The sequence below is a fragment of the Clostridium tunisiense TJ genome, assembly GCF_000300195.1.
Classification (GTDB): Bacteria; Bacillota; Clostridia; order Clostridiales; family Clostridiaceae; genus Clostridium_J; species Clostridium_J tunisiense.
Map to the genome: position 1 here is coordinate 35,832 of NZ_AMQH01000002.1, position 23,789 is coordinate 59,620.

General features: G+C 30.9%; 16 protein-coding genes and 1 other annotated feature. Of the genes, 6 read left to right on the plus strand and 10 right to left on the minus strand.

Going from position 1 to position 23,789, the window contains the following annotated elements; genetic code table 11:
- Positions 1–169: 169 nt before the first annotated feature.
- Positions 170–1,216, plus strand: a complete 1,047-nt coding sequence (locus C661_RS0100310; protein ID WP_017413293.1) for an FAD:protein FMN transferase — start codon at positions 170–172, stop codon at positions 1,214–1,216.
- Positions 1,217–1,341: 125 nt separating this feature from the next.
- On the opposite strand, the gene C661_RS20970 is transcribed toward C661_RS0100310, so the two are convergent.
- The gene (locus tag C661_RS20970) at positions 1,342–3,741 is read right to left on the minus strand and encodes a hypothetical protein (protein WP_017413294.1); all 2,400 of its coding nucleotides are present in this window, start codon (positions 3,739–3,741) and stop codon (positions 1,342–1,344) included.
- A 290-nt stretch (positions 3,742–4,031) separates the two neighbouring features.
- On the minus strand, positions 4,032–8,228 hold the full coding sequence (locus tag C661_RS24370; RefSeq protein ID WP_017413295.1) for a S8 family serine peptidase: 4,197 nt from the start codon (positions 8,226–8,228) through the stop codon (positions 4,032–4,034).
- 421 nt (positions 8,229–8,649) lie between these two features.
- Positions 8,650–8,889: a binding site (T-box leader), on the plus strand.
- A 214-nt stretch (positions 8,890–9,103) separates the two neighbouring features.
- Here C661_RS24370 and cysK point away from each other — a divergent pair.
- Both cysK and epsC read left to right on the plus strand, forming a co-directional pair.
- Entirely contained in the window at positions 9,104–10,012 is a 909-nt protein-coding gene (cysK, locus tag C661_RS0100320) for a cysteine synthase A (protein ID WP_017413296.1), read from the plus strand.
- Positions 10,013–10,030: 18 nt separating this feature from the next.
- On the plus strand, positions 10,031–10,555 hold the full coding sequence (gene epsC / locus C661_RS0100325; RefSeq protein WP_017413297.1) for a serine O-acetyltransferase EpsC: 525 nt from the start codon (positions 10,031–10,033) through the stop codon (positions 10,553–10,555).
- Between the two features lie 194 nt (positions 10,556–10,749).
- Here epsC and C661_RS24155 read toward each other — a convergent pair whose 3' ends face one another.
- The 4 genes from C661_RS24155 to C661_RS0100350 form a co-directional block, all read right to left on the minus strand.
- Complete coding sequence (locus tag C661_RS24155) at positions 10,750–12,705, minus strand: sensor histidine kinase (protein ID WP_017413298.1); 1,956 nt, start codon at positions 12,703–12,705, stop codon at positions 10,750–10,752.
- Positions 12,706–12,895: 190 nt separating this feature from the next.
- Positions 12,896–13,705, minus strand: coding sequence for a pyrroline-5-carboxylate reductase (gene proC / locus C661_RS0100335; RefSeq protein ID WP_017413299.1), 810 nt, complete (start codon positions 13,703–13,705; stop codon positions 12,896–12,898).
- A gap of 20 nt (positions 13,706–13,725) precedes the next feature.
- Complete coding sequence (locus C661_RS0100340; protein ID WP_017413300.1) at positions 13,726–14,295, minus strand: helix-turn-helix domain-containing protein; 570 nt, start codon at positions 14,293–14,295, stop codon at positions 13,726–13,728.
- Between the two features lie 704 nt (positions 14,296–14,999).
- On the minus strand, positions 15,000–15,809 hold the full coding sequence (locus tag C661_RS0100350; RefSeq protein ID WP_017413302.1) for a ZIP family metal transporter: 810 nt from the start codon (positions 15,807–15,809) through the stop codon (positions 15,000–15,002).
- A gap of 281 nt (positions 15,810–16,090) precedes the next feature.
- On the opposite strand from C661_RS0100350, the gene C661_RS0100355 reads away from it, so the two are divergent.
- Both C661_RS0100355 and C661_RS0100360 read left to right on the plus strand, forming a co-directional pair.
- A complete protein-coding gene (locus tag C661_RS0100355) occupies positions 16,091–17,017 on the plus strand; it encodes a diacylglycerol/lipid kinase family protein (protein ID WP_017413303.1) in 927 nt (308 codons plus the stop codon).
- A gap of 150 nt (positions 17,018–17,167) precedes the next feature.
- The gene (locus C661_RS0100360) at positions 17,168–18,595 is read left to right on the plus strand and encodes a DEAD/DEAH box helicase (RefSeq protein ID WP_017413304.1); all 1,428 of its coding nucleotides are present in this window, start codon (positions 17,168–17,170) and stop codon (positions 18,593–18,595) included.
- A 74-nt stretch (positions 18,596–18,669) separates the two neighbouring features.
- Here C661_RS0100360 and C661_RS0100365 read toward each other — a convergent pair whose 3' ends face one another.
- Positions 18,670–20,205, minus strand: a complete 1,536-nt coding sequence (locus C661_RS0100365; RefSeq protein WP_017413305.1) for a BCCT family transporter — start codon at positions 20,203–20,205, stop codon at positions 18,670–18,672.
- 294 nt (positions 20,206–20,499) lie between these two features.
- Between C661_RS0100365 and C661_RS0100370 the strand changes: the two genes are divergently transcribed.
- Entirely contained in the window at positions 20,500–21,192 is a 693-nt protein-coding gene (locus tag C661_RS0100370) for a TetR/AcrR family transcriptional regulator (RefSeq protein WP_017413306.1), read from the plus strand.
- A 73-nt stretch (positions 21,193–21,265) separates the two neighbouring features.
- On the opposite strand, the gene hypE is transcribed toward C661_RS0100370, so the two are convergent.
- The 3 genes from hypE to C661_RS0100385 form a co-directional block, all read right to left on the minus strand.
- Positions 21,266–22,258, minus strand: coding sequence for a hydrogenase expression/formation protein HypE (gene hypE, locus C661_RS0100375; protein ID WP_017413307.1), 993 nt, complete (start codon positions 22,256–22,258; stop codon positions 21,266–21,268).
- A gap of 210 nt (positions 22,259–22,468) precedes the next feature.
- A complete protein-coding gene (gene hypD / locus C661_RS0100380) occupies positions 22,469–23,557 on the minus strand; it encodes a hydrogenase formation protein HypD (RefSeq protein WP_017413308.1) in 1,089 nt (362 codons plus the stop codon).
- Entirely contained in the window at positions 23,550–23,786 is a 237-nt protein-coding gene (locus C661_RS0100385) for a HypC/HybG/HupF family hydrogenase formation chaperone (protein WP_017413309.1), read from the minus strand. The genes hypD and C661_RS0100385 overlap by 8 nt, the downstream gene beginning before the upstream one ends.
- Between the last annotated feature and the right edge of the window lie 3 nt (positions 23,787–23,789).

Sequence of the window (23,789 nt, forward strand, 5' to 3'; positions counted from 1 at the left end):
TTCCATGGAAGTTTTCACAGTAGAAAATCATTAAGTTCTCGCAAGGCTAAGGTACTTCACTTTTTAGGCTATGGTTAAAGTCTTATAATTTATTTTAAAAATTAGTGTAAACTATAAATTAATACTATAGCTTAGCATCTGCTAAAATTTTATATTATTGGAGGATGAAATGAAATCTTTTAAATCTTTCCTTATATTTATATTGTGTTTTATTACAACTTTATCTTTGTCTGGTTGTAAATCTAATAATTCAACAAGCAAGGGGCAACCTTTAACTAAAACTGAAGTTATTATAGGTACTGCTTGTACTATAAGTTTGTATGACAATAAGGATCCAAAAATCTTAGATGAAGCTTTTACAAGATTAAAGGAATTAGAGGATATCTTAAGCATTAACAAACTTGGCACTGAACTTGACAAGGTAAATGAAATGGCTGGAAAAGCCCCTGTAGAAGTTAGTGATGATACTTTTTTAGTAGTTTCTCAAGGCTTAAAATACTCAAAACTTTCTGATGGTGCTCTTGATATTACCATTGGTCCACTTGTTAAGCTTTGGGGCATTGGCACAGATGCTGCAAAGCTTCCTACTGAAGAAGAAATAGCAGAAAAAAAATCCTTAATTAATTATAAGGATTTAGTTTTGGATGAAAATAATAAATCAATTTTCTTAAAAAAAGAAAACATGATAATAGATTTAGGTGCCATAGCAAAAGGATATGCTGCTGACGAAGTTGCTAGCCTTTTAACTAAAAACAACGTGAAAAGTGCAATAATCGATTTGGGTGGAAATATTTTTGCAGTAGGTTCAAAAATTGATGGCTCCAACTGGAAAATTGGTGTTCAAGATCCTGAGGATGCAAGAGGCTCAAGCATTGGTTATATTGAGGTCACTAATAAGTCTATTGTAACTTCTGGTATTTATGAAAGATTTTTCGAATCAAACGGAAAAAAATATCATCACATATTAAATCCTAAGACTGGATACCCCTATGAAAGTGAAATACTTGGAGTATCCATACTAACGGATAAATCTATTGATGGTGATTCTCTTTCAACTACTCTTTTTGCCCTAGGAATTGACAAAGGCTTAGAATTTATTAATGCTCAACCTGGTGCAGAAGCTATATTTGTTTCAAAAGATCATAAACTATATTTAACTGAAGGTCTTAAGAATAATTTTCATTTAACCTCCTCAAAATATGAAATAATTAAATAAAGTATCTTTTTTTTATATACCTTTAAGCTGATATTTATTTATCTTGCACAAAGGTTAAGAAAGCCAAGATGGACTTATAAGTTATCTTACCTATAAGTCCATCTTGGCTCCCTTATTTAATATCTTTAATCACCTTTTACTCTATAACATTTGCCATTGCTATAGACTATGTTATAGGACAACTGAGCTTCATATTTATTCACTTCTGCCTTTATAAATCCCAATAAAGTATCCATCTCTTCATTACGTTTTTTCAAATCTTCATAATAAAGTTTAACTTTATCATAGTTCTTTTCTATAATTTCTATATCTTGAGTAGTATACTTTAATATTTCTCCAAATAAACTATGAACTTCCCTCTGAAGTGTTGAGCATAAATCCTCTAGCCCCTTAAATATGTTTCCTACTAGCTTATTAGTTATATCTAACTTTACCTCAATAATTGTGGTTTTAATCCTACTTCTTAAAATTTGTATCTTATCCTCAGGCTTTTTAAATAAACCTTTTGCAGAATGAGCAAAGTTTTGTACTAAACTTTCTTGAGGAAAAATATTTATGTCATAGTTTACTCCCTTTGAGAAGTCACTATAATGGTTCTTAAAACTTTCTAAAACCTCTTCAGGAGTTTTAATTTCTATTGGTAAAATCTCTTTAGTGAATTCCTCATAAACAGCAGCTACAGTTTTTCTGTTTTCTTCAATGTTTTTTATTATGCTCATATGCTCTAAGTAAATATTTTTATACTTAGCTAAGTAAACATTGAATTGTTCCCATAGTAAACTATTTAGGTTCTCATCGCACCATTTTATTATAATTTCCTTAAATTTTTCTTCTGAAAGACTTTTTACAGTTTTTATATCCTCAAATTCATCGATTTCATTTAAGTTTTTTTCCAACAAATCTGGTATAGCTATGTTCATTTTATTATGGCTATACTCCTTTAAAAACTCTAAATCATTTTTGATTTTATCTTCAAACTCTTTTAGATCAGTGTTAATCCCTGTTTCAATGGTTTTATTTTCATAAATTCCTTCTTCCATAACCTTAAGCTTGTTACTTACTATTTCATCTTCCCTAGTAATATTTTCTTCAATATTACAGATTTCCTTAAATAATGAATCCTTAAAGTTATAAAAATTGAGTTTCAAATCACTTTCATTTTTCACATCTGAGGCTTTAGTATTAATTTCTAATAAGGGACACTCTTTAGCTTCACCATATTGCTTAATTGAGTAATCTAACTTTTCCCATAGATACACCCATGGCTTTTCCCCTAAATCTTCTCTTTCCAAGTTCAAGTTCTCGATACATGTTTTTTTGTACTGTCCTATAACTGTTTCGATATATTTTTTTTCCTTATTATTTTCTCCTGAAATGAAATTTAATTTTGTAATGCTCTCAAAAGCATCTTCATAGTTTTTATTCTTCATAGCTGCATTTAATAATAAAAATGTAAAATTAAACTCATATGATCTTAATTCCTTATTTTCATACTTATTAAGTTTAATATGATTAAATACTTTATTTATAATATTAATACAGTGAGGAAAGTAGGAGAAATCTGTAGTTTTGTAATTCACTTTATTTAATGCACTATTTAAATATCTTACATACTGATTTAATGCAGTGTCCCAAGAGTCTATAGTTTCGTAAAGTTTTACTGCAATACTTCCCCAAGAGCTAAGTTTTAAGTTCCAAAGAAGTAAATCTAGAAAGTTAATGACCTTTTCTAAACATTGAATATTAAAGTTTTCGTGTTTTTCACATAAACTTTCAACTAGATCAATCCATTTATCCTCTTCAGTTCTTTTATATTCATTAATTGCAATGTCTAATGCATTATAATAGCTCTTTGACTCTCTTAAAAACTCTACTGCATCTATATTTACATTTTCATACTCTGGATAGACTTTGATAATGCTTCTTGCGGCTTCATAAGCTCTATCTACAATTTCAAGTTTCTTGGATCTTATGTATATTGAATAGTTCTTTTGAAGGTAAAGAAGTTCTCCTTCACTTATAATCCCATCATATTCTTCAATTGAAGCTGTATCTTCCTTCATGTCTGCTAAATTCTTTTTAGCCCACATCATAAGTTCAAAGAAGCTTACATCCTCTTTTTCTATCATTAGTGTATGAGCATATCTATTTCCTGACTTTAAGGTTTCTTCTAGAATCTCAATTACCTTAACAAAATACTCTTTAGCTAACTCTATTTGATTTTCATGAAAATATATTTCTCCTAAAGAGTAGTAGGCTACTACTAAATTTCTAAAATCAGTATATTCCATTTTTATTAAAGCCTTATAATCTTCTTTTTCTATAATTTTCTTTAGATAACCGTCTATTTCCCCTTCTTCCATATCCTCATTATATAAATACTTTAAACTCCATTTATAATATTTTTTTAAAGCTAATGCTGGCTCACAACTTATCTTCTTATCACCAATATTAAGATATAGTTGAAACTTGTCCATATTTTTTGCACATTTAGTTAAAAAGTTAATCTGCTGAGTTAATATCAAAACTACTCCTCCTTATATTTAAAATAACATTTTATATTATCTAGCCTGCCAAATTTATAAAAAAATATATTCTCTATCTTTAACTATAAACTTATTTTATACTAAACTAAATACTTTCAACTTTAAAGCTTTCAATTAATTTTACACTAAAAATAATTGTTAAAACAGATTGATATCCATTTATATTTAATATTTATAACAATTTTATCATAATACTGTATTAGTATAAAACAAATTATGCTTACCATAAACAAAAGAAGGCTACATAAAGTAGACCTTCTTTTAGAATGCTATTTTTGTTTACGTCTAAATAATGTGAATATTGCTCCCCCAATAACTGATAAAATTGTTCCTACAGCAATTGTATTTGTAGCTCCCATTGCTGCTCCAGCTTGTGGAATACCTGCAGTCACAGTGCCATTTGAAGTACCGCCAGTAGTTGTTGACGTATTTCCTCCTGAAGTTGTGCCTCCATTATTCGCTCCACCTGGGTTATCCGCTGCCTTTTCTTTGATTTCAAATTTAACAACTTTCTCAGATTTATTTCCCACTGCATCAGTTGCACTTACTTGAAGTTCATACTTTCCTGATTTTTTAATTTCAGTTCCCTTTGCATAACTTTCCCCATTAAGTTTAAGCTCTACAACAGCTTTTGAGTCATCTACAGTAATTTCTGGAGTTACTGAATTCTCATATACTTTTCCATCTTCAACCCCTGAGATAGTAATTGCTGGTGCAACATTATCTATCTCAACTTTTAAATTTTTAACAGTCTCATGTCCATATAAATCAACAGCCTTAACCTGTACAATATCGCCTTCTTTAACATCCAATTCCTTCTCAAATGTTCTTTCATTGTATTCAATTCCTGCAACACTATTACTTACGTTTATTAAGGCATCTCCATTTACATAAAACTTATATCCAAAGGTATTATCAGATACTTTACCTTTTATATTTATCTTTTTCTGATTCGGTGCTATTGTCAAAGTGTTTTTATCATTGTCTACATTTGCCACATCTAAGTTTATTACTGGAGAAATTGTATCGCATTCTCCTTTTATAGCATATTCAGCTATAACCTTATCATCGAAATCTTTTATATAGACTCCTATCTGATTCATACCCTGCTTTAATTTCACTTCATGGGCAAATGATAAGTCATTCTTCAATACAACATTTTCTCCCCCGATAGTAAACTCCTTAACTGGTCTATTTAACTTTCCTTTAATTACATAAGTTTCAGCAGAATCTGAAACAAATTCACCTGTTGCAGCAGTTTCGAAGGTTACCTTAGCTGGTGGAAGATTTATCATCACTTTTTTAGATGCAACTCCTAAGTTCTGTGCTCTATCTAAAGCACCTACAGTGATTTCTAATGCTCCACTAGTCAAATCTAAGTCATAACTATAAACACCATTTTCTACATTTACTTTTTTCCAGTCTATTGCAACTTCCTTTCCATCAACAAATATAGTAGCTCCACCAACTTCTAGATTCGATTGTATATCCTCCATTGTCCATTGAAGTTTATAAGTGTTTCCACTTACTTTTGTTACATCTTTAATTTCAACTTTTGGAGCTGTTAAATCGATTTTCACTGGAACTATAAAGCTTTGTGGTTTTGCATTAGGTAAATCCACTGATGATCTTATATCTATTGTATATTGACCCTCTGGTAGTATTTCATTCTTTCCAGTAGATTTATTATATATACTTCCATCCCAAGCAAGATCCATTAAAGTTGTTCTAATTGGATTTTTCGCATATTCTCTTTTTCTTATATTTGACTGCTTAGCAACTTCTCCAAGTTCCTTACCATCCTTATCAAGAACTACTACCACTGTATTCTTAGCATTTCTTAAGTGATATAATGATGGTATTATTACATCTCCTTGTTTGTCTCCATTTGGTGAAATTGCAATTGTATTCTTATCAATTTTTGGTTCATTATACTTGCCAGTTGCTCCATCATATCCAAGATAAGAATTGTAAACCTTATCTCCTTCAGTAACTTGAGTAACTACAGTAGACTTTAAAGATCTTTTATCAGTATCAGTTAGATATAAATGATGATCCTTTGTACTAGCTTCCCACATAGGTATATTTAAAATTTCTTCCTTACTCCAATCTCCATAATATCCTATATAAGGCATCACTAAATCTGGAGCATCTGAAGTATTGAATTTAATGAATCCCTCTAAAAATCTTTCAGTAGAAACCCCATCTGCCACATCTAATGTTGCTTTAACCATTGCCTTTCCTTTTGCTGGTACAGTTACTTTGTTCACGTCAAATTTCACACTTGCCTGATCTATTTTTTCAACGTAGTGCATAGAGCTAATAGAATCTGACTGATCTGTTAAAACGCCTAAACTTTCTACATCATAGGTCACAGGCTTATCCCCTAGGTTTTCAAGCTCTAGTTCAAAGGTTGTTGTTTTTCCTATTTCCTTTAAAGCAGTAACAGCGTTACCATCTTTCTTGTAGGTTAATATAACATTATTTTTTATAGCATTTTCAATTTGCATCATACCAGCACCTTGTCTTCTTGGAGAGTAAGGTGTAGTTGGGTCATGTTTATCCATCTTTATCTCTGCAGTATTAATAGCTGTAAATCTAGCAAGTCTGCTTAAGTCTCTACCTTTTATACTAGGATTGTTCTTTTTAATTCCTTGAATTATCAATGCTTGTCCACCTGTAGCATGAGGTGCAGCCATTGATGTTCCGCTCATAGTTTCATACTTATTATCATTTACTGTAGAGTAAATATCTCCACCTGGTGCAGATATTTCTGGTTTGAAATCTAAGCTTGGAGTCACTCCCCAAGAAGTACTTGAATCAAAATCTCCAGCATCTGCATTAGCTTCTGAAATCACTTCTTCTTTAAAGCTCACTTTTGGATTTTGACCATTCTTTATGGCTTCTACAATTTTCAGCCCTGAACTACGCCTTACAAAAGTTGCTGGTATATTCCTATTATCAGCAATAGTCACTGCCATGCTCATATATGCTTCCTCGTCAGCTCTGGAATTATTATAAACAATAACCCCAATAGCTCCAGCAGCTTGAGCATTAGCTATTTTATTATCAAAGCTAGTATCTCCTCTTTCAATTAAGGCAATTTTACCTTTAACATCTTTTCCTTGGAATGCACTACCATCATTAGCTCTTCCACAATCAACAACGTCGTACTCTTTTCCATTAAGTTTTGAATAAACATCTACTCCAGCCTTTGTAAATCCACATTTACCTAATAAAGTATCTCCTGATTTTAAGTATACTGTATCTGCTAGTGTTATCTTGTTGTTTTCAAAGTTAGCTACTTGGAGAGTATCCTTAGCAACTCCTGGTGAACCTACTATTCCTATATCTGTCATAGAGTTAAATTTATTAGGTGCAGTTGAGTATTGAGAGTTTCCTGCAGAAACTACAACAGAAACTCCTGCATTTGTTGCTCTTTCTATAGCTATTTGTTGTGGATCTTCTGAATCCATAAAACCTGAACTAGATCCTAAACTCATATTAATTACATCTGCACCAAGAGTTACCGAATCCTCAATTGCTGCTACTATGTCATCAGAAAATGCACTTTTACTTAACGGTCCATTAGAAAATACCTTCATAGCTAACAATTGGGCATCTGGTGCTACTCCATCAACTGCACTTCCTGTCTTTACTTCCTCATCACTTCCATTAGCAGCAGCGATTCCTGCTACATGCATTCCATGCATACTATCAGTACTATCTTTTGCTGTATTATTTTTATCAGCATAATTATATCCAAAAGGAACTTTTTCACTCAAATAAGTACCTTTACCAAGAGTTTTTATTTTTTCTTCAACTGCGCTTTTGCTTAACTTGACTTTGTCTTTACCATCTTGGTCAAGTCTCATATCTTTGTGAGTATGATCTATTCCAGTGTCAATTATAGATATCAACATACCTTCTCCTTGATATCCATAATCTTTCCAAACATTTTCTGCTTGAGTAAGTTCTTTAGCAGAGTTCATATCTACATAGTACTTTTTAACTTCCGTTACATTTTTTACTCCTGGTAAATTTTTAATCTTCTCTAATTCGCCTCTTCTAACCTCTATACTAAAACCATTAACTAAATTACCAAAGGAATTTTTAATGTCAGTACCAATAATCTTTTTTACTTCCCCCATAACCGGCAACTGTGCTGACTTAGCTACATTTATCTGTTGACCTGATGCCTTTGCATTTCCTGCCACTTCTGCTGCTGCCGGAGCTTCTACTTCAACAATGACTCTTATTAACTCGCTAACATTTTCTTTTTCATCATTAACAAATATGTCTTTTGAGACAGAGTCCTTTTTCATATTCTTGTAGATAGCATTTCTTAATAAAGTTTCCCCATTTTCTTTAGCTTGTACATCTTCCACTTGGTTTCCTAGAACTATTGTTGAAACAACTATTCCAACCAGAGTTTTAGACATACTTTTTCTAAAAGTATCTTTCATATTATTAACCCCCTATTTCTACATGTATGTAATATCCAAAATAAGTACATTTTGTAATATTTTAAATATTTATACACTTATGTATCAATTATAATATTGAGATTTTTCCATTTCAACAAAAAAAATACACATAATTTTTACAAAAATTTAACTATATTCTTACTTTTAAGGGTTCTTTTATTCATAATTTAAGCTTTTTTTATAATTCTTTAAATAAAATATTATTAAATTAAGAATAAATTTAATTGATAGTTTAATCTTTATTTTTTTTATTTAATACATACCTCTATATCTATATAAGTTTATTTAATTATTATTAAATATTTCTAGAGTGAATTTTTATTTTTTTCATAATTTAGGGGTTTACAAATTTTATTTTTGTCATATAATATAAATATAAATCAGAGTAATTAACTAAGAATTAAATGCATTGAAAAAGGAAAGTAACATAGATATAGGTTCCAGAGAGGAAACGATGGTGTGAAGTTTCTACTGATAATTTATGTGAAGTGCCCTTTGGAGCAGAAGTCTGAAAGTTTTTAGTAAGACTATCCAGGTTCGCCTGTTATAGCGATAAGGTATTTTTGTACCTGAATGAGGTGAGATATTTTATATCTAATTAGGGTGGAACCGCGAAGGCATACAAAGCTTCGTCTCTATATATTATAGAGACGAGGCTTTTTTTATTGATTATTCTGGTTATACTAACTTCACTATGTATGAGGATTTAAGCGCTTAAATTTCCAGGAATACTTTACCATTGTTAGTATTGTTTCAATTATGTTTTTAGTCCATTTTGTAAGTTTGTATATTTTATTGATTATGATGTATTTGTGTTATAGAAAATATGAAATTAAACCTAAGGAGGAAATCAAATGTTATATAATAGTGTTTTAGAAATGGTAGGCAATACCCCAATAATAAAGTTAAATAATATAGTTCATGAGGACATGGCAGAGGTTTATGTGAAACTTGAAAAATACAATCCTGCTGGTAGTGTCAAAGACAGAGCAGCACTGGGAATGATAGAAGAAGCAGAAAAGTTAGGGGTTCTAAAACCAAATGGTACAATTGTAGAGCCCACTAGTGGTAATACAGGAATTGCACTTGCTATGATTGGAAAGTTAAAAGGCTACAAAGTTATAATCGTAATGCCTGATACTATGAGTGTTGAGAGAAGAAATATGATTAAAGCTTATGGAGCAGAACTTGTTTTAACAGAAGGTGCCAAGGGCATGAAAGGTGCTATAGAAAAGGCTAAAGAAATTGCTATAGATGATAGCTTTTTCGTACCTCAACAGTTTGTAAATATCGCAAATCCTAACAAGCATTATGAAACAACTGCAGAAGAAATTTTAAACGATGTACCCGACTTAAATGCTTTTGTTGCAGGAGTTGGCACTGGTGGTACTATAACAGGAGTTGGTAGAAGACTAAAAGAACTTAAAGGTTCAATCCTTATTAATGCCGTAGAACCTTCAAAGTCCTCAATTTTATCTGGTGGTACTCATTCACCCCATAAGATACAAGGTATTGGTGCTGGTTTTATACCTGATAACTATGATAGTAAGGTGGTTGATAAAATTTCAACTGTTAGTGACGAAGCTGCCTTTGATACAGCAAGATTATTAGCTAATGAGGAAGGGATTTTAGTAGGAATTTCTTCTGGAGCAGCAATTTCTGCCGCTTTAGCTCTTGCTAAAGAATTGGGAAAAGGAAAAAAAATCCTTGTAATAGCACCAGATAGTGGGGAAAAATATTTATCCATGGGTCTTTTTCAATAATTTTTAGGTAGTGGTGATATGTTCAATAGACTTAAAGAAGATATAGATAATATAATTTCAAAAGATCCTGCAATTAGAAGTGTGATGGAGGTATTTTTATATCCATCTCTTCACGCCCTATTTTTTCACAATATTTCTCATAGACTTTACAGATTAAGACTTTATTTTATAGCCAGGTTAATATCTCAAATTTCTCGATTTTTTACAGGTATTGAGATTCATCCAGGTGCCAAAATTGGCAAAAGAGTTTTCATTGATCATGGAATGGGTGTAGTTATAGGAGAAACTGCTGAAGTCGGCAACAATGTTACTATTTATCATGGTGTTACATTAGGAGGAGTTGGCACAGAAAAAGGTAAACGACACCCCTCTATAGGAGATAATGTTATAATAGGTGCAGGTGCCAAAATTCTTGGGCCTATTGATATCGGTAAAGACTCCCGAGTAGGAGCTAATGCTGTGGTTTTAAAATCTGTTCCAGAAAATAAAACTGTGGTAGGTATCCCTGGAAAGATTTTAGGGGATGACTACTTTTCACCATAGATATGAAAAATAAAAACAGGGATTTAGTATAAGAGGTTTAACTCTTTTAACTAAATCCCTATTTATATCCATGTATACTTATATTAATATTTACTATAATTTATATAAGCTATAAATCCACTTAGCCTCTTAAACTTTTATGAATTTTATAACTTAATGATGCTCTATGCATAATTTATTCACAGATTATACCATTAATCATATATATCAGAAAACTCCAATATAACTTTGTTCTTTAGTTCAGTATTTGAATTATGTTCTCCTCCTAAATCTTCATTTTCAGCAATTTCTGCTGGTATTTCTACAATGAATGTAGATCCCTGTCCTTCCTCACTTTCAATATGGATACTTCCTCTATGAAGCTCCACTAGGGCTTTCACCAATGATAGTCCTATACCACTTCCTTCACTTTTTCTTGAAAGTGATGTATCCACCTGGGCAAATCTATCAAATATACTTCCTTGTTTATCCTTAGGAATTCCTATTCCATTATCTTTAACTGAAATTTTAACTTTTTCTCCCTGATCCTGGAGTTCTACAAATATACTACCTTCTTTAGGTGTGAATTTTACAGCATTAGATAATAAATTTAACATTATTCTCTCCATCTTCTGTAAGTCTACAGCCATAATCTTTTCCTCAACATTTGTATCAAATATAAGTTCAATAGAATGTCCCTCTATGTAATCAGCTACAGATAAAGTAATATCCTCTATAACTTCTACTATATTTTTATTTTGCAATTGCAACTCGTAAAAATCTGATTCTATTCTTGTTATATCTATAATATTATTAACGAGTCTTAATAACCTATATCCATTTTGTTTTATGTATATTATCTTCTTTTTAGAATTCTCATCCTCAAATTTAATTCTTCCTTGTTTTATATATACCTCTAATAATTGTACAGTGCTAAGTATTACATTTAATGGTGTTCTAAGTTCATGAGAAATATTTGAAAAAAATTCTGTTTTTAGCTTATCATATTTTAAAACTTCATTATAAGTTTTTCTATCATTTTCCCCCTTTTTTCTAAGATATATATTATAAAAAACTATTAAAAACACCACTATTATTAAACCATTCATCATTAGTATGACTTTAGCTTTCCCCCCAGCAACTACCATCATTTCATAATTTCCCTTGTTTATTATTACGCTATTTTGTGGTATTTCATTGATAGAAATCCCGTACTTCTTCATCTGCTTATAATCAAAGATGTACGTTCCTGGAGGTTCCTCAAGAATAGGAATATTTTTCATTGATTCTCCCCTTAAAATTCTCATAGCAATATCTGCTCCCATTTTGCCATGTTCTTCTCCTAGGTCCATCTTTCCACCTAAAACTCCTTGGCCTAAATAATTTTCAGACTTTGAAAATATGGGATAATTATTAGTGACTTTCAACTTATTTACTGCTTCTTTAGGCAAAGATTCTTTGTCGTCTCCATCTGAAAAAATTCCTACTATTAAGTTTACATAAGGTTTTGAAGTCTTTGAAACCTTTTCAATCACCTCATCTATCTTTGCACCCTCTATGTAATTAAATTCTAAATCATAATAATAAGGTCTAACCTTTTCTAATCTTATTTTAGTATTTCTAGAATAAGTAGTATCATCTAATAAAAAATTAATAGTTTTTATTTCGGGATAAAGTTTTTTTATAATATCTATATTTAATCTCTCATCTACATTATCTGAAAGTCCTGTAAAGTATTTTTGTTCTTCAGAGGTTAATTCTACTTTGCTATTTACACCAAGGAAAACTACAGGAATTTCTTTAAACAATATTTCATGATATTCCCTTATAAAATTTAATGATTCATCATTAGAAGCAAGTATTAAATCAAAGTTTTTTTCTTTGTATTTTATTTTTAAAATGTCACTTAATTCTTTAAAGTATTCATTAGAATTGTTACTTTTTAAGTCTAAGTACTCTATTGTATATATAACATTAAATTTGCCATTCAAGTTTTTTTGAAATCCCGATACTATATTTTTTTCCCAAAGTTGTTCTCTGTCATAAGAGTTTATTATAAGAATTTCATACATCTTTTCAGCTTTCATTGATTGTCCGTATACTTCCATATTAGAAGCTTTAATAAAAATAATGGTTAATAATAAAATTAAAGCTTTTTTCATACATCTCATAATAACCTCCTTAGTTTATTTACTTTCATATTTAATTATAGTTTCTTCCTTAACTAACTTAATTAGTCTCTTTGGTTCTAATTTTTATTTTTTTGTATTTTTATAAAAAAACACCCTCATAATAATTATTCATATTATGAGGGTGTTTTATGTATGAGCTTCAATGTTATTATATTTTAATACTCTCCTGTTACTTTTGGCTCATTTCTTTTGATTTATCCATGCAATTTATCATTGCTTCAATAACTGCACTTCTAAAGCCTCTTTCTTCCAAAGTTCTAACAGCTTCTATAGTTGTGCCACCTGGTGAGCACACCATATCCTTTAATTCACCTGGATGCTTTCCTGTTTCTAGTACCATCTTAGCAGCTCCTAGGACAGCTTGTGCGGCAAATTTGTAAGCCTTATCTCTAGCCATTCCCGCTAGTACAGCGCCATCAGCAAGAGCTTCTATAAACATAAAGGTGTATGCTGGTGAAGAGCCACTAACACCTATAACGCTTTCTATTAGGTGTTCTGGTAATATTTCTGCTTTACCAAAGCTTTCAAAAATAGTTTTCACCTGATTAAGTTCTTCCTCAGAAACAATTTCATTAGCACAAAGAGAACTCATTCCTTCATTAACTAAAGCTGGAGTGTTAGGCATAGTTCTAACCACTTTGTACTCTTTTCCTATAACTTCTTCTACGCTTTTTATAGTTTTTCCTGCTGCAATAGTAACGATGATCTTGTCCTTTGTTAGTTTTCCCTTGATTTTTTCTAATACCAAATCATAAATATTAGGTTTTACTGCTATAAATAATATATCTGAATTTATTACAACTTCTTCTTCACTACTGCCTATTTCTACGTTATACTCATCCCTTATAGCATTAAGTTTATCATTGTTTAAATCATAGATAATTACATTGTTTGATGGAACAAGCTTAGAGTTTACTATTCCTCCAATCATTGCTTTTCCCATATTTCCAGTTCCTATAAAGCCAATTCTTTTGTTCATAAATTCCTCCTAATTATGCCTTACTTGTTTGAATCATTAAGATGATTAGGGATACTTACAATTAATATTTTAGTAATTTTATTTGTATAGTTAGTAAAGTTATGACATGCTTTTGAATCAAGATGAGCACAATCACCAGGATGTAAGTTTTGTTTTTCATTATTGATAAACAAAGTAAGTATTCCTTCTAGTACATAGATAAACTCCTCACCTTCATGGTGAAAGGAAGATAATTCTTCATCACTAGAATTAGGTAATATTTCTATAAGTCTAGGCAACATTGTTTTATCGTTTATACTATTTGATAAAACATAGTTTACATATAAGCAGTTATCTATATTATGTACTTCTCTTTCATAACTTCTTTGGATAACTCTTTCCTTTCTTTTCGTACTTGAAAAGAAATAAGATAGTTCTACTTCAAGTGCCTCTGCAATACTTAAAAGAGAATCTGTAGCAATGCTTGTAAGTCCTCTCTCAAGTTGAGAAAGAAAGCCTGTAGATAAATTAGTTTTTTCACTTAACTCCTTTAGAGTCATTTTTTTTTGCGTTCTTAATTCTTTAACTTTACTTCCGATAACTTTATTCAATGTATTTCCACCTCTTCAGTTCTATAATTATTTTAAACTAAATCAAATTTGAAACATAATATAAGTTAACTTATATAACTTATTATGGGGTTCTATGATGGGACTTTAAATTATCCATCTCCATAAACCTTTAAGGGACCCCGGTTAGGACTTATGTATAAGTTAAGTTTTAACTCTATTTCCCTATATTTGCCTATTAGTTTATATCTTAATATAAAAAACCATCATTTAGTAGTTTGTCTCTAACTTCAAATTTAATAATTAATTACAACAATTTTTTTAATATATAATGTAATAAAGATACTACACTAATAATAAGCCTACTTTTGCATTCTCTTTTATACAAGTTGCTTCTAATTTATTGATTAATATAGAAACATTTTTACAACTTATATATAATAATTATTACTCAAAAATAGGTATATTGTCTATATAATATTTACATTTAAGTTAATTAACATTTTTAACTTAATAAGTAATAAATAACTTAACTTCTTCAACTGTTTTAAATCAGAATTTACTGGTCCAAAACTACCTTTATTATAACAAACTTCACCTTCCGCCATAAAACTCTCACTAATTGAAATTCAATAATCCTACTTGAAAAATGTTATTAAAAACTTAAAAATTCTTCTAATACTATTATTTCGTATTAGAAGAATTTTTATCTTAAATATTAAGTCTTTTAATAATTTAAATATAATTTAACCTAAAGCTACATCTAAAATCATCATTACAACAAATCCCATGATGGTAGCAATGGTAGCTAAATCTGTGTTTCCTCCCAACTGAGATTCCGGAACTAATTCTTCTATAACTACAAAGATCATTGCACCTGCCGCAAAAGATAGTGCGAAAGGTAATAAGGACCTCATAGTCATTACTGCTATAACTCCTATAACTCCAGCAATTGGTTCTACTATACCTGATGCTTGCCCGTAAGCAAAGCTTTTTAGTCTGGAAAAGCCTTCTCTTCTTAATGGCAAAGATACCGCTGCACCCTCTGGAAAGTTCTGAATCCCAATTCCTATAGCAAGAGCTATGGCACTAGCTAAACTTGCCGATGGAAGCCCAGCAGCTACGGCTCCAAAAGCAACCCCTACTGCTAAACCTTCTGGAATATTGTGAAGGGTTATTGCTAAAACCAGTAATACACTTCTTTTCCAACTTGTTTTTATTCCTTCCGCTTCTTCTGTCTTAAAACCCACATGGAGATGTGGAATTATCCTATCAACTAAAAGTAAAAATAATCCTCCTCCTATAAATCCAATAGCTGGTGGAAGCCAGATAACACCTCCTGCTTCAGCAGCCATTTCAATGGCTGGAGCTAAAAGAGACCAAAAGCTTGCTGCAATCATAACCCCTGCAGCAAATCCCATCATTGCATCTAAAACTTTTTTATTTATATTCTTAAAGAAAAACACCAATGCTGCCCCTAGCGCTGTAACTCCCCAAGTAAATAAAGTTGCAAGTAATGCTTGATACACAGGGCTTAGGGTAAGAAACCACTCCATAATAATCACCTCTTTTATTATCCTAGGTATTGAAACCCTACGGAAAATCCGTATTAATTTAGCTATGAGTGAAAACTTCGCTACTATATCCTATTCAAAACTTAAAAAGTGGTTATTAAAATTTAAGCTTCTTCTTATCTTAATAAATCTTGTTTAGACTTTATAATTGATAAATGCTAAAATATACGTAGGTAAATTATAAAACTAGATTTTGAAATGAACCTAAGGTTAAAGTTATGATTATAAACGACTAAAAAATTAAATGCATGGGGGTATACTCTATGAAATACTTATTTATAATTAATCCTGTTGCTGGTAAAGGACGAGGGTTAGAGTACATTAGTAAAATTGAAGAATATTTTAAGGATAAAAATATAGAGTTCCATATAAAATTAACTCAGTATAAAAATCACGGAGAAGAAATCACTAGGGATTACTGCTCACAGGATACCTATCACGTGTTTGCTATTGGTGGAGATGGTACTGTTAATGAAGTTCTTAATGGTTTAATTGGTACGAATAGCTTATTGTCTATTATTCCTTGTGGCACCGGTAATGATTTTGTGAAGACCCTTTATGGAGACTTAACAGCTGATAATTATCTCCACTTATTAATTAACGGAAAACTTTGCTCTGTTGATTTAGCCTCTGTAAATCATAGATATTATCTTAATATCTCTTCTGTAGGATTTGATGCAGAGGTGGCCTACAATGCTAGAAAATTTAAGTATAATAAGTTCTTTCCTAATAGCCTGTCATACTTAACAAGTGTTTTTTATACTGCTTTTAGATTTAAATCTATGGATTTACAAATCTTAGTGGATAATACCCATATAACTCAAAAGACCTTTCTTTTAGCTGTATCAAATGGAAAGTGTTATGGTGGTGGCATTTATATTACTCCTGATGCCAATATCTTTGATGGTAATTTAGACATTTGCAGTATTGAAAAAGTTACTATTTTAAAATTATTACTTTCTATAAAAAAAGCCTTTGATGGTAATATAAAAGATATTAAACAGGTTTCTTATCATAACTGTAAAAAAGCTATTATTTCCTCACCTATGGAATTTGCTTTAAATGTGGATGGCGAACTATTAAGAACAAATCACGCAGAATTTAATATAATCCCAAATGGATTAAAAGTTATGTTGCCACAGGAAAGCATATGTAATAATTATGAATTAAGGGAAACTATAAATTTATAGTCTTATTAATAACTCTAGTTAAAACCTAGAGTTATTAATTTTTATTAGTATTTCTACCCTCTTTAAGGTTCATAATAACTATATAGTTACTTGCAAAGAATAGTAAATAAGCTTACAATATAACAATAACTAAAGGACAAGGTAATAAATATGAATAAAAAAACATTTGAAGATTTTAATTTAAATCCAAGCATTATAAAATCTGTTAAGCTACTAGGCTATAATACCCCTTCTCCTGTTCAAGCTGAAGTAATTCCTATAGCTCTTGAGGGAAAGGACATAATTGCTAAGGCTCAAACTGGAAGTGGTAAAACTGCTGCTTTTGCAATTCCTATTCTTGAGAATCTACAACTTGAAGAAAATGCTGTTCAAGCACTTGTGCTTACACCAACAAGGGAACTTGCTGTTCAAGTTGCAGAGAGTTTCTCTACTCTAGGTTTATATAAAAGAATTAATGCAGTTTCAATCTATGGAAAACAGCCTATGACTATACAAAAAACTAAGCTCGCTCAAAGGGTTCATGTGGTAGTTGGAACCCCTGGCAGAACTATAGATCATATAAATAATGGAACTTTAAATTTAGACCATATCCGATACTTGGTAATAGATGAAGCGGATGAAATGTTAAATATGGGCTTTTTAGACCAAGTAGAAACAATTATAAAAAGGGTTCCTAAAACTCGGCAAACTCTTATGTTTTCTGCTACCTTATCTGAAGAAATTCAGCAGCATATAGTGACCTATATGAAGTCTCCACAAGTAATCCAAATTACACCTAAAGAATTAACTGTAGAGAAAATTAATCAAAGATGCTATTTTGTAAGCGACAATGATAAGTATAAACTTCTACAAGATTTAATTGTTGTTGAATCTATGGAAAAGTGTATACTATTTTGCAGAACTAAAAAAAATGTAATTGAACTAGCCTCAAGAATGAGAGCTTCAAATTACTCTGTTACTGAAATCCATGGTGATATGCTTCAACAAGATAGGCTTAAAGCTATGAAATCCTTTAAACAGGGTGAGTATACCTTTATAGTGGCTACAGATGTAGCTTCTAGAGGCATAGATGTAACAGGAGTTAGTCATGTTATAAATTATGATATACCACTTGAACTAGAAGCCTATGTTCATAGAATTGGTAGAACTGGTAGAGCTGGAAACTTTGGAGAGGCAATAACTTTTGTAACTCCTTATGAAGATAAGTTTTTAAAATCTATTGAGGAATTCATTGGGCTACAAATTCCAAGAGCTAATGCTCCAACGGAAAAAGACCTTGAAAAAGCACCTAAAATTTTAGAAAAGCCTATTATTACAAAGACATCTACGACACCTTCTCAGGTGCTTAAATTGTATATAAATGCTGGAAAGAAAAAGAAAATTCGTAGAGGGGATATTTTAGGAGCTTTAGTTAATAGCGGTAATATTCCTAGTGAATCTATTGGTGTCATTGAAGTTTTTGATAATTATAGCCATGCTCATATTCTAAACGGTGATGGAACTAAACTTTTAAAAGCTATGAAAGAAATAAATCTTAAAGGTAAGCCTGTAAAGATTGAGAAAGCTAGAGAAAAATAATGTTTTTCTCTAATTTAAAGGGTATCTCAAAACAAATTGAAAAAATGTTTTGAGATACCCTTTTATCTATAGATCTAGTTCATCTTTTCTTTTCTTAATTCTTTACATAAAGATATAAAACCTATAATTATAATTATAACAAATGGCAGAGCTGCTATTATAGCCATAGCTTGTAGCGCAGATAATCCTCCTGAAATTAACAATATTATAGCTAATAATGCTTCAATAATTCCCCAGAATATTTTCTTTTTATTTGAAGGGTTTAGACTTCCTTTAGATGTAAGCATAGCTAGCACAAAGGTGGCAGAATCTGCTGAGGTTATAAAGAACGTACAAAGTAAAATCATTGTTATAATTGATATTATATTATGAAAGGGATAATAACTTATAATTTTAAAAAAGGCTATTTCCGGTGAAGCCGCAATGGTTTTTAAAGCTTCCAACGTTATTATCTTATTAATTCCTAAGTTTGTTCCTAAAGTTCCAAAGATAGAAAACCATAATGCTGATGCTAAAGTAGGGGCCATAATAACTCCTAACACAAATTCTCTTATAGTTCTTCCCTTAGAAATTCTTGCAATAAACATTCCTACAAAAGGAGTCCAAGATATCCACCATGCCCAATAGAATATGGTCCAGTTTCCCAACCACGACTTATCCTTTAACCCTTGAAGTTGTATACTACTACCCAAAAAACTTTTTAAATAACTTAATGTTCCTTTTGAAAAATTCTCCATAATATCTTTTGTTGGTCCTATAAAAAAGCAAGCAACCATAATGCCAAATGCTAAAATTAGATTTACATTTGATATAATACTTATACCTTTATTAATCCCACTAACAGCAGACAATATAAACATGAAAGTAATAAGAATTATAATAATTAGCTGAACTTTTATATTTTCAGGTATATGAAACATGTAATTAAGTCCACTATTAATTTGCATTGTCCCCATTCCTAAGGATGCGGAAACACCAGCTACTGTTGCAAATACCGCAAAATAATCTATCATCTTTCCAGTTAACCCACTTGCTCTTTCTTCCCCTATTAAAGGAATAAAAATACTACTTACTAAACTTGGTTTACCTTTTCTAAATTGAAAATAAGCAATGGCAAGACCTACAATACTGTAACTAGCCCAAGGATGAATCCCCCAGTGCATAAAAGAAGTTACAAAAGCAAAGTTTGCAGCTTCTATAGACCCTTCTTTTATATTTCCTAGAGGCGAGGTAAAATGGAAAATGGGTTCTGCAACACCCCAAAACACTAAGCCAATACCCATTCCTGCTCCAAACAGCATAGCAAACCAAGCTCCAAAGGTATACTCTGGTTTAGTATCTTCACTTCCAAGCTTAATTGTTCCAAGTTTGCTTAGGGCTAGTATGAAAGAAAATACAATGAAAAGATTCATAGAAACTAAGTAAAGTATTCCAAACTCATCACTAATTAACTTCATCATACTGGTAATTAATTCCCTGAAGTTAATTTGTTTTAATATACCCATAAGAGAAATTAAGCATACACCAAGTATTATGGGAAACCCTTGATGAAATTTCTTTATATGCTGATGTTTACTTTTCAATGCTCTTAACTTAAAATCTTTTTTCATTCGCTTAACTCCAATTTTAAATATTTTAATCATGCACTAAAATACATGTGTTAAATATATTAACTATCTTTTACTCTAAATTACTTTAGTACAATTATATATACATACCTACCTCTAATTTTACACCATAATCATCTTATAACAACACTATTTATCTTTATATTATGAAGTATATTTTCAAGCTGTTTAAAATGTGTTAAATTTTTCTCAAATTCTTTAAAATAATATTTTATTCTGCTCACAACTTGTGCTATAATAAACGCTATATATATTATGGGAAAAGGGGATATTCTTATGACTAAGTCAGCAATGGAAAAAAAAGAAATGATGCTTTCATTTGTTAATGCAACAAAAAAACTCATAGCCGAGGAAGGTATTGAAAATGTAACTGCGAGACGAGTAGCTCAACTTACGGGCTATAATGTAGCAACTGCATATAAGTACTTTAATAACTTAAATCACATAATCTTTTTTGCTAGCATGAAGTATTACAATGAATATATTCATGATTTACCTAACTATATAAATGAAGGTTACTCTTCATTAAGAAACTATTTAGAAATCTGGAGATGCTTTTCTATTCATGCCTTTAGCAATCCAAGAATATTTAAATCTTTATTTCTTGACCAAAAACCACATAGTGTTCAAGATACAATGAAACACTACTACGATCTTTACCCTGATGAGTTTCACGAATTACCACAGGTTTTACTACCTATGCTAAATAAAGATTGTATAATCGATCGAGATATTGCAATTCTTAAGGTTTGTGTTGATGATGGCTATATTAGAAAAGAGGATTTAGAGGAGTTAAGTAGAACTATAATTATTTTCTTTGAAGGATTATTGATGAAGGTTACAAATAATATTGACGGATATGACAAAGATACCTCACTTGAAATTATTGTGAATTACATAAAAAATAATTTGCACTATTACAATTTAAAAGTAAAAAATATGATTCCTGAATTTACAGAATTCAAATAGATTTAATTATTAGCTATACTATCTAATAATAAGAGGTTGTTTCTATATTATAGAAACAACCTCTCACTGTTTATTAGCATATCCTGGGCAGCATTACCGAATCTAATTCTTGTAATATTCGTTTTCCTCCAAAGTTATTTTTCAAAATAACTTTTTCATGGTCTATAGTAATTTCACCAACAATAGATGATTTTTTATAACCTTCACATTTTCTTAGTTTATCAACCATTTTACTAGCACTTTTTTCCTTTACAATGAGAATCATAGCTCCCTCTGAGGCAAGATAGTAGGGATCTAACCCGATAATTTCATTTATGGTTCTAACTTCACTTCTTATAGGAATATTCCATTCATCAATATTTAACCCTATTTTATATTTTGATGAAATTTCATTAAAGCACTGTCCAATTCCACCCCTAGTTGGATCTTTTAAAAGCCTTATATCCTCTTTATATTCCCATAAAACTTCAATTAAGTTATTTAAAGGTTTTACATCACTTTTTATATCTCCTACCACTTGAAACCCATACCTTTCCACAGCAATAGCAGTTCCATGCTCTCCAATAGTAGAAGTTAAAATCACCTTGTCTCCAGGTCCTATGTTATCATTAAGTTCATATTCAACAAAGCCTATGCCCGAAGTGTTAATAAAAATTCCCTGAGCATTTCCTCTCTCCACTACCTTAGTATCCCCAGTAGCAATTATAACTTCTGCTTCTTCAGCAGATTCCTTTATAGACGTTAATATTTTTTTTAATTTCTCAACAGGAAACCCTTCTTCTATAATGAAACTTAAGCTTATAAACTTTGGAACAGCAAAAGAAGTCACTAAGTCATTTACAGTTCCTGATATGCAGAGTCTGCCTATATCTCCACCACTAAAAAATATTGGATTTACCACAAAGGAATCTGTTGTAAATGCCATTTTATTAGATGTTACTGCTAAAATAGCTGAATCCTTATCCTTAATCAAAGTTTCATTAAAAAACTCCTTATAAAAAAGCTCTTTTATTAATTCTTGTGTATGCTTTCCACCTTCTCCATGAATTAAACCAATTCTATCCATAATTCCTCCATTCATTAAGGCATCTGAAAATAAATAGCAAGTCAAAGATGTGAAGGATATTTTGAGTTCACAAGCAAGCTTGAGTTCACAAGCAAGCTTGTGCTGATAAGGAAACAGGTTCCTTAGATAGTGGAGCTATCTAAGGGTTCTGTTGACGAATTATAACACAAAATAGACAAATATACTGACTTGTTTATTTTTTGAAGACGCCTAAGCTTCAAATTTATATGCACAATAGCAAGAACCCTCTACTGATACCATACATGGACCAAGAGGATTTTCACTATTACATACATGTTTAAAAAGAGTACACTGATTAGGTTGAATCTTACCCATTATTACCTCTGTGCATCTACACCCTGAGGTAATATCTTCCTTAAGGTGAATTGTATTATCAATAGAAAACTTATCTATAGCATTAAACTTCTTATACTTAGGATTCATAACTAAAGCTGACTTATTTATATAACCAATGCCTCTCCACAATCCATCCTCTACTTGAAAAACTTCCTTCAATATATTTTTAGCTCGTATATTCCCATCAGCTGTTACACAAGACTTATATATATTACGAAAAGTTGTATCATTACTTTTCTTTTCTAAACTATACAATGCTCTAAGAATATAGTATATGGAGAGTAACATATCTTCAAAGGTGAACCCTGCTATAACACCCGGTATATTGTTATTACTAAATAGCTTAGCAAGGTCATTTTCACCTTGAATAACAGCCACATGGCCTGGTAAAATAAGGCCATCTATTGATGACGTAGTTGTAAGAATTTCTTCTAATATAGGAGGCATTGTTTTTATAGAATTATAAAAGTAAAGATTTTTAATATTTTCCTTGTATGCTCTTTCTATTATAGTTCCAATTAAGGGGGCTGTAGTCTCAAATCCAATGCCCAAAAATACAAATACCTTTTCCTTACTTTCTTTGCATAGCTGTATTGCATTGCTCAAAGAGTAAATAATTTTTAAATCTACTCCATTTTTTCTTTCCTCCCAAAGAGAAGTACTTGTTCCCCTCACCTTAGCTATATCTCCAAAAGTTACTATAGTGGCCCCTGACTTTCCTATCTCTATAGCATTATCTACAAAGCTTCCATGAGTTACACAAACAGGGCAACCTGGACCTGATATAAGTTTTATTTTTTTAGATAGTAGTTCTCTTATTCCTGTCTCGTATATAACATGAGTATGAGTACCGCAAACCTCCATTATATTAATCTCCTTCTTTGAAATATTACAGCTTAATTCCCATATTTTTTTTATCAGTAAGCTTAGCCTTTCATTCATCCATATCTCCTCCAAATTCATAGTAGATGTGTTCTATGGTTTCTTGGAGAAAGCTATGATACTCCTCATTAATTTTTTGTATTCCAAAACCTCCATGAATTAAAATATACTCTCCTATTTCAGGGTTATCTATTAAGCTTACGTCAACCTTTATGTGAATACCCCTGATATTTACTAGTGCATTATTTTCTTTAACTTCTAGCACTTCCCCTGATACTGCCAAGCACATAAA

What these genes read in the sequence shown, in the direction of transcription:
- C661_RS0100310 (WP_017413293.1), top strand. Translation starts at nt 170, where the DNA reads ATGAAATCTTTTAAATCTTTCCTTATATTTATATTGTGTTTTATTACA.
- C661_RS24370 (WP_017413295.1), bottom strand. Translation starts at nt 8,228, where the DNA reads ATGAAAGATACTTTTAGAAAAAGTATGTCTAAAACTCTGGTTGGAATA.
- cysK (WP_017413296.1), top strand. Translation starts at nt 9,104, where the DNA reads ATGTTATATAATAGTGTTTTAGAAATGGTAGGCAATACCCCAATAATA.
- epsC (WP_017413297.1), top strand. Translation starts at nt 10,031, where the DNA reads ATGTTCAATAGACTTAAAGAAGATATAGATAATATAATTTCAAAAGAT.
- C661_RS24155 (WP_017413298.1), bottom strand. Translation starts at nt 12,705, where the DNA reads ATGAGATGTATGAAAAAAGCTTTAATTTTATTATTAACCATTATTTTT.
- proC (WP_017413299.1), bottom strand. Translation starts at nt 13,705, where the DNA reads ATGAACAAAAGAATTGGCTTTATAGGAACTGGAAATATGGGAAAAGCA.
- C661_RS0100350 (WP_017413302.1), bottom strand. Translation starts at nt 15,809, where the DNA reads ATGGAGTGGTTTCTTACCCTAAGCCCTGTGTATCAAGCATTACTTGCA.
- C661_RS0100355 (WP_017413303.1), top strand. Translation starts at nt 16,091, where the DNA reads ATGAAATACTTATTTATAATTAATCCTGTTGCTGGTAAAGGACGAGGG.
- C661_RS0100360 (WP_017413304.1), top strand. Translation starts at nt 17,168, where the DNA reads ATGAATAAAAAAACATTTGAAGATTTTAATTTAAATCCAAGCATTATA.
- C661_RS0100365 (WP_017413305.1), bottom strand. Translation starts at nt 20,205, where the DNA reads ATGAAAAAAGATTTTAAGTTAAGAGCATTGAAAAGTAAACATCAGCAT.
- C661_RS0100370 (WP_017413306.1), top strand. Translation starts at nt 20,500, where the DNA reads ATGACTAAGTCAGCAATGGAAAAAAAAGAAATGATGCTTTCATTTGTT.
- hypE (WP_017413307.1), bottom strand. Translation starts at nt 22,258, where the DNA reads ATGGATAGAATTGGTTTAATTCATGGAGAAGGTGGAAAGCATACACAA.
- hypD (WP_017413308.1), bottom strand. Translation starts at nt 23,557, where the DNA reads ATGAATGAAAGGCTAAGCTTACTGATAAAAAAAATATGGGAATTAAGC.
- C661_RS0100385 (WP_017413309.1), bottom strand. Translation starts at nt 23,786, where the DNA reads ATGTGCTTGGCAGTATCAGGGGAAGTGCTAGAAGTTAAAGAAAATAAT.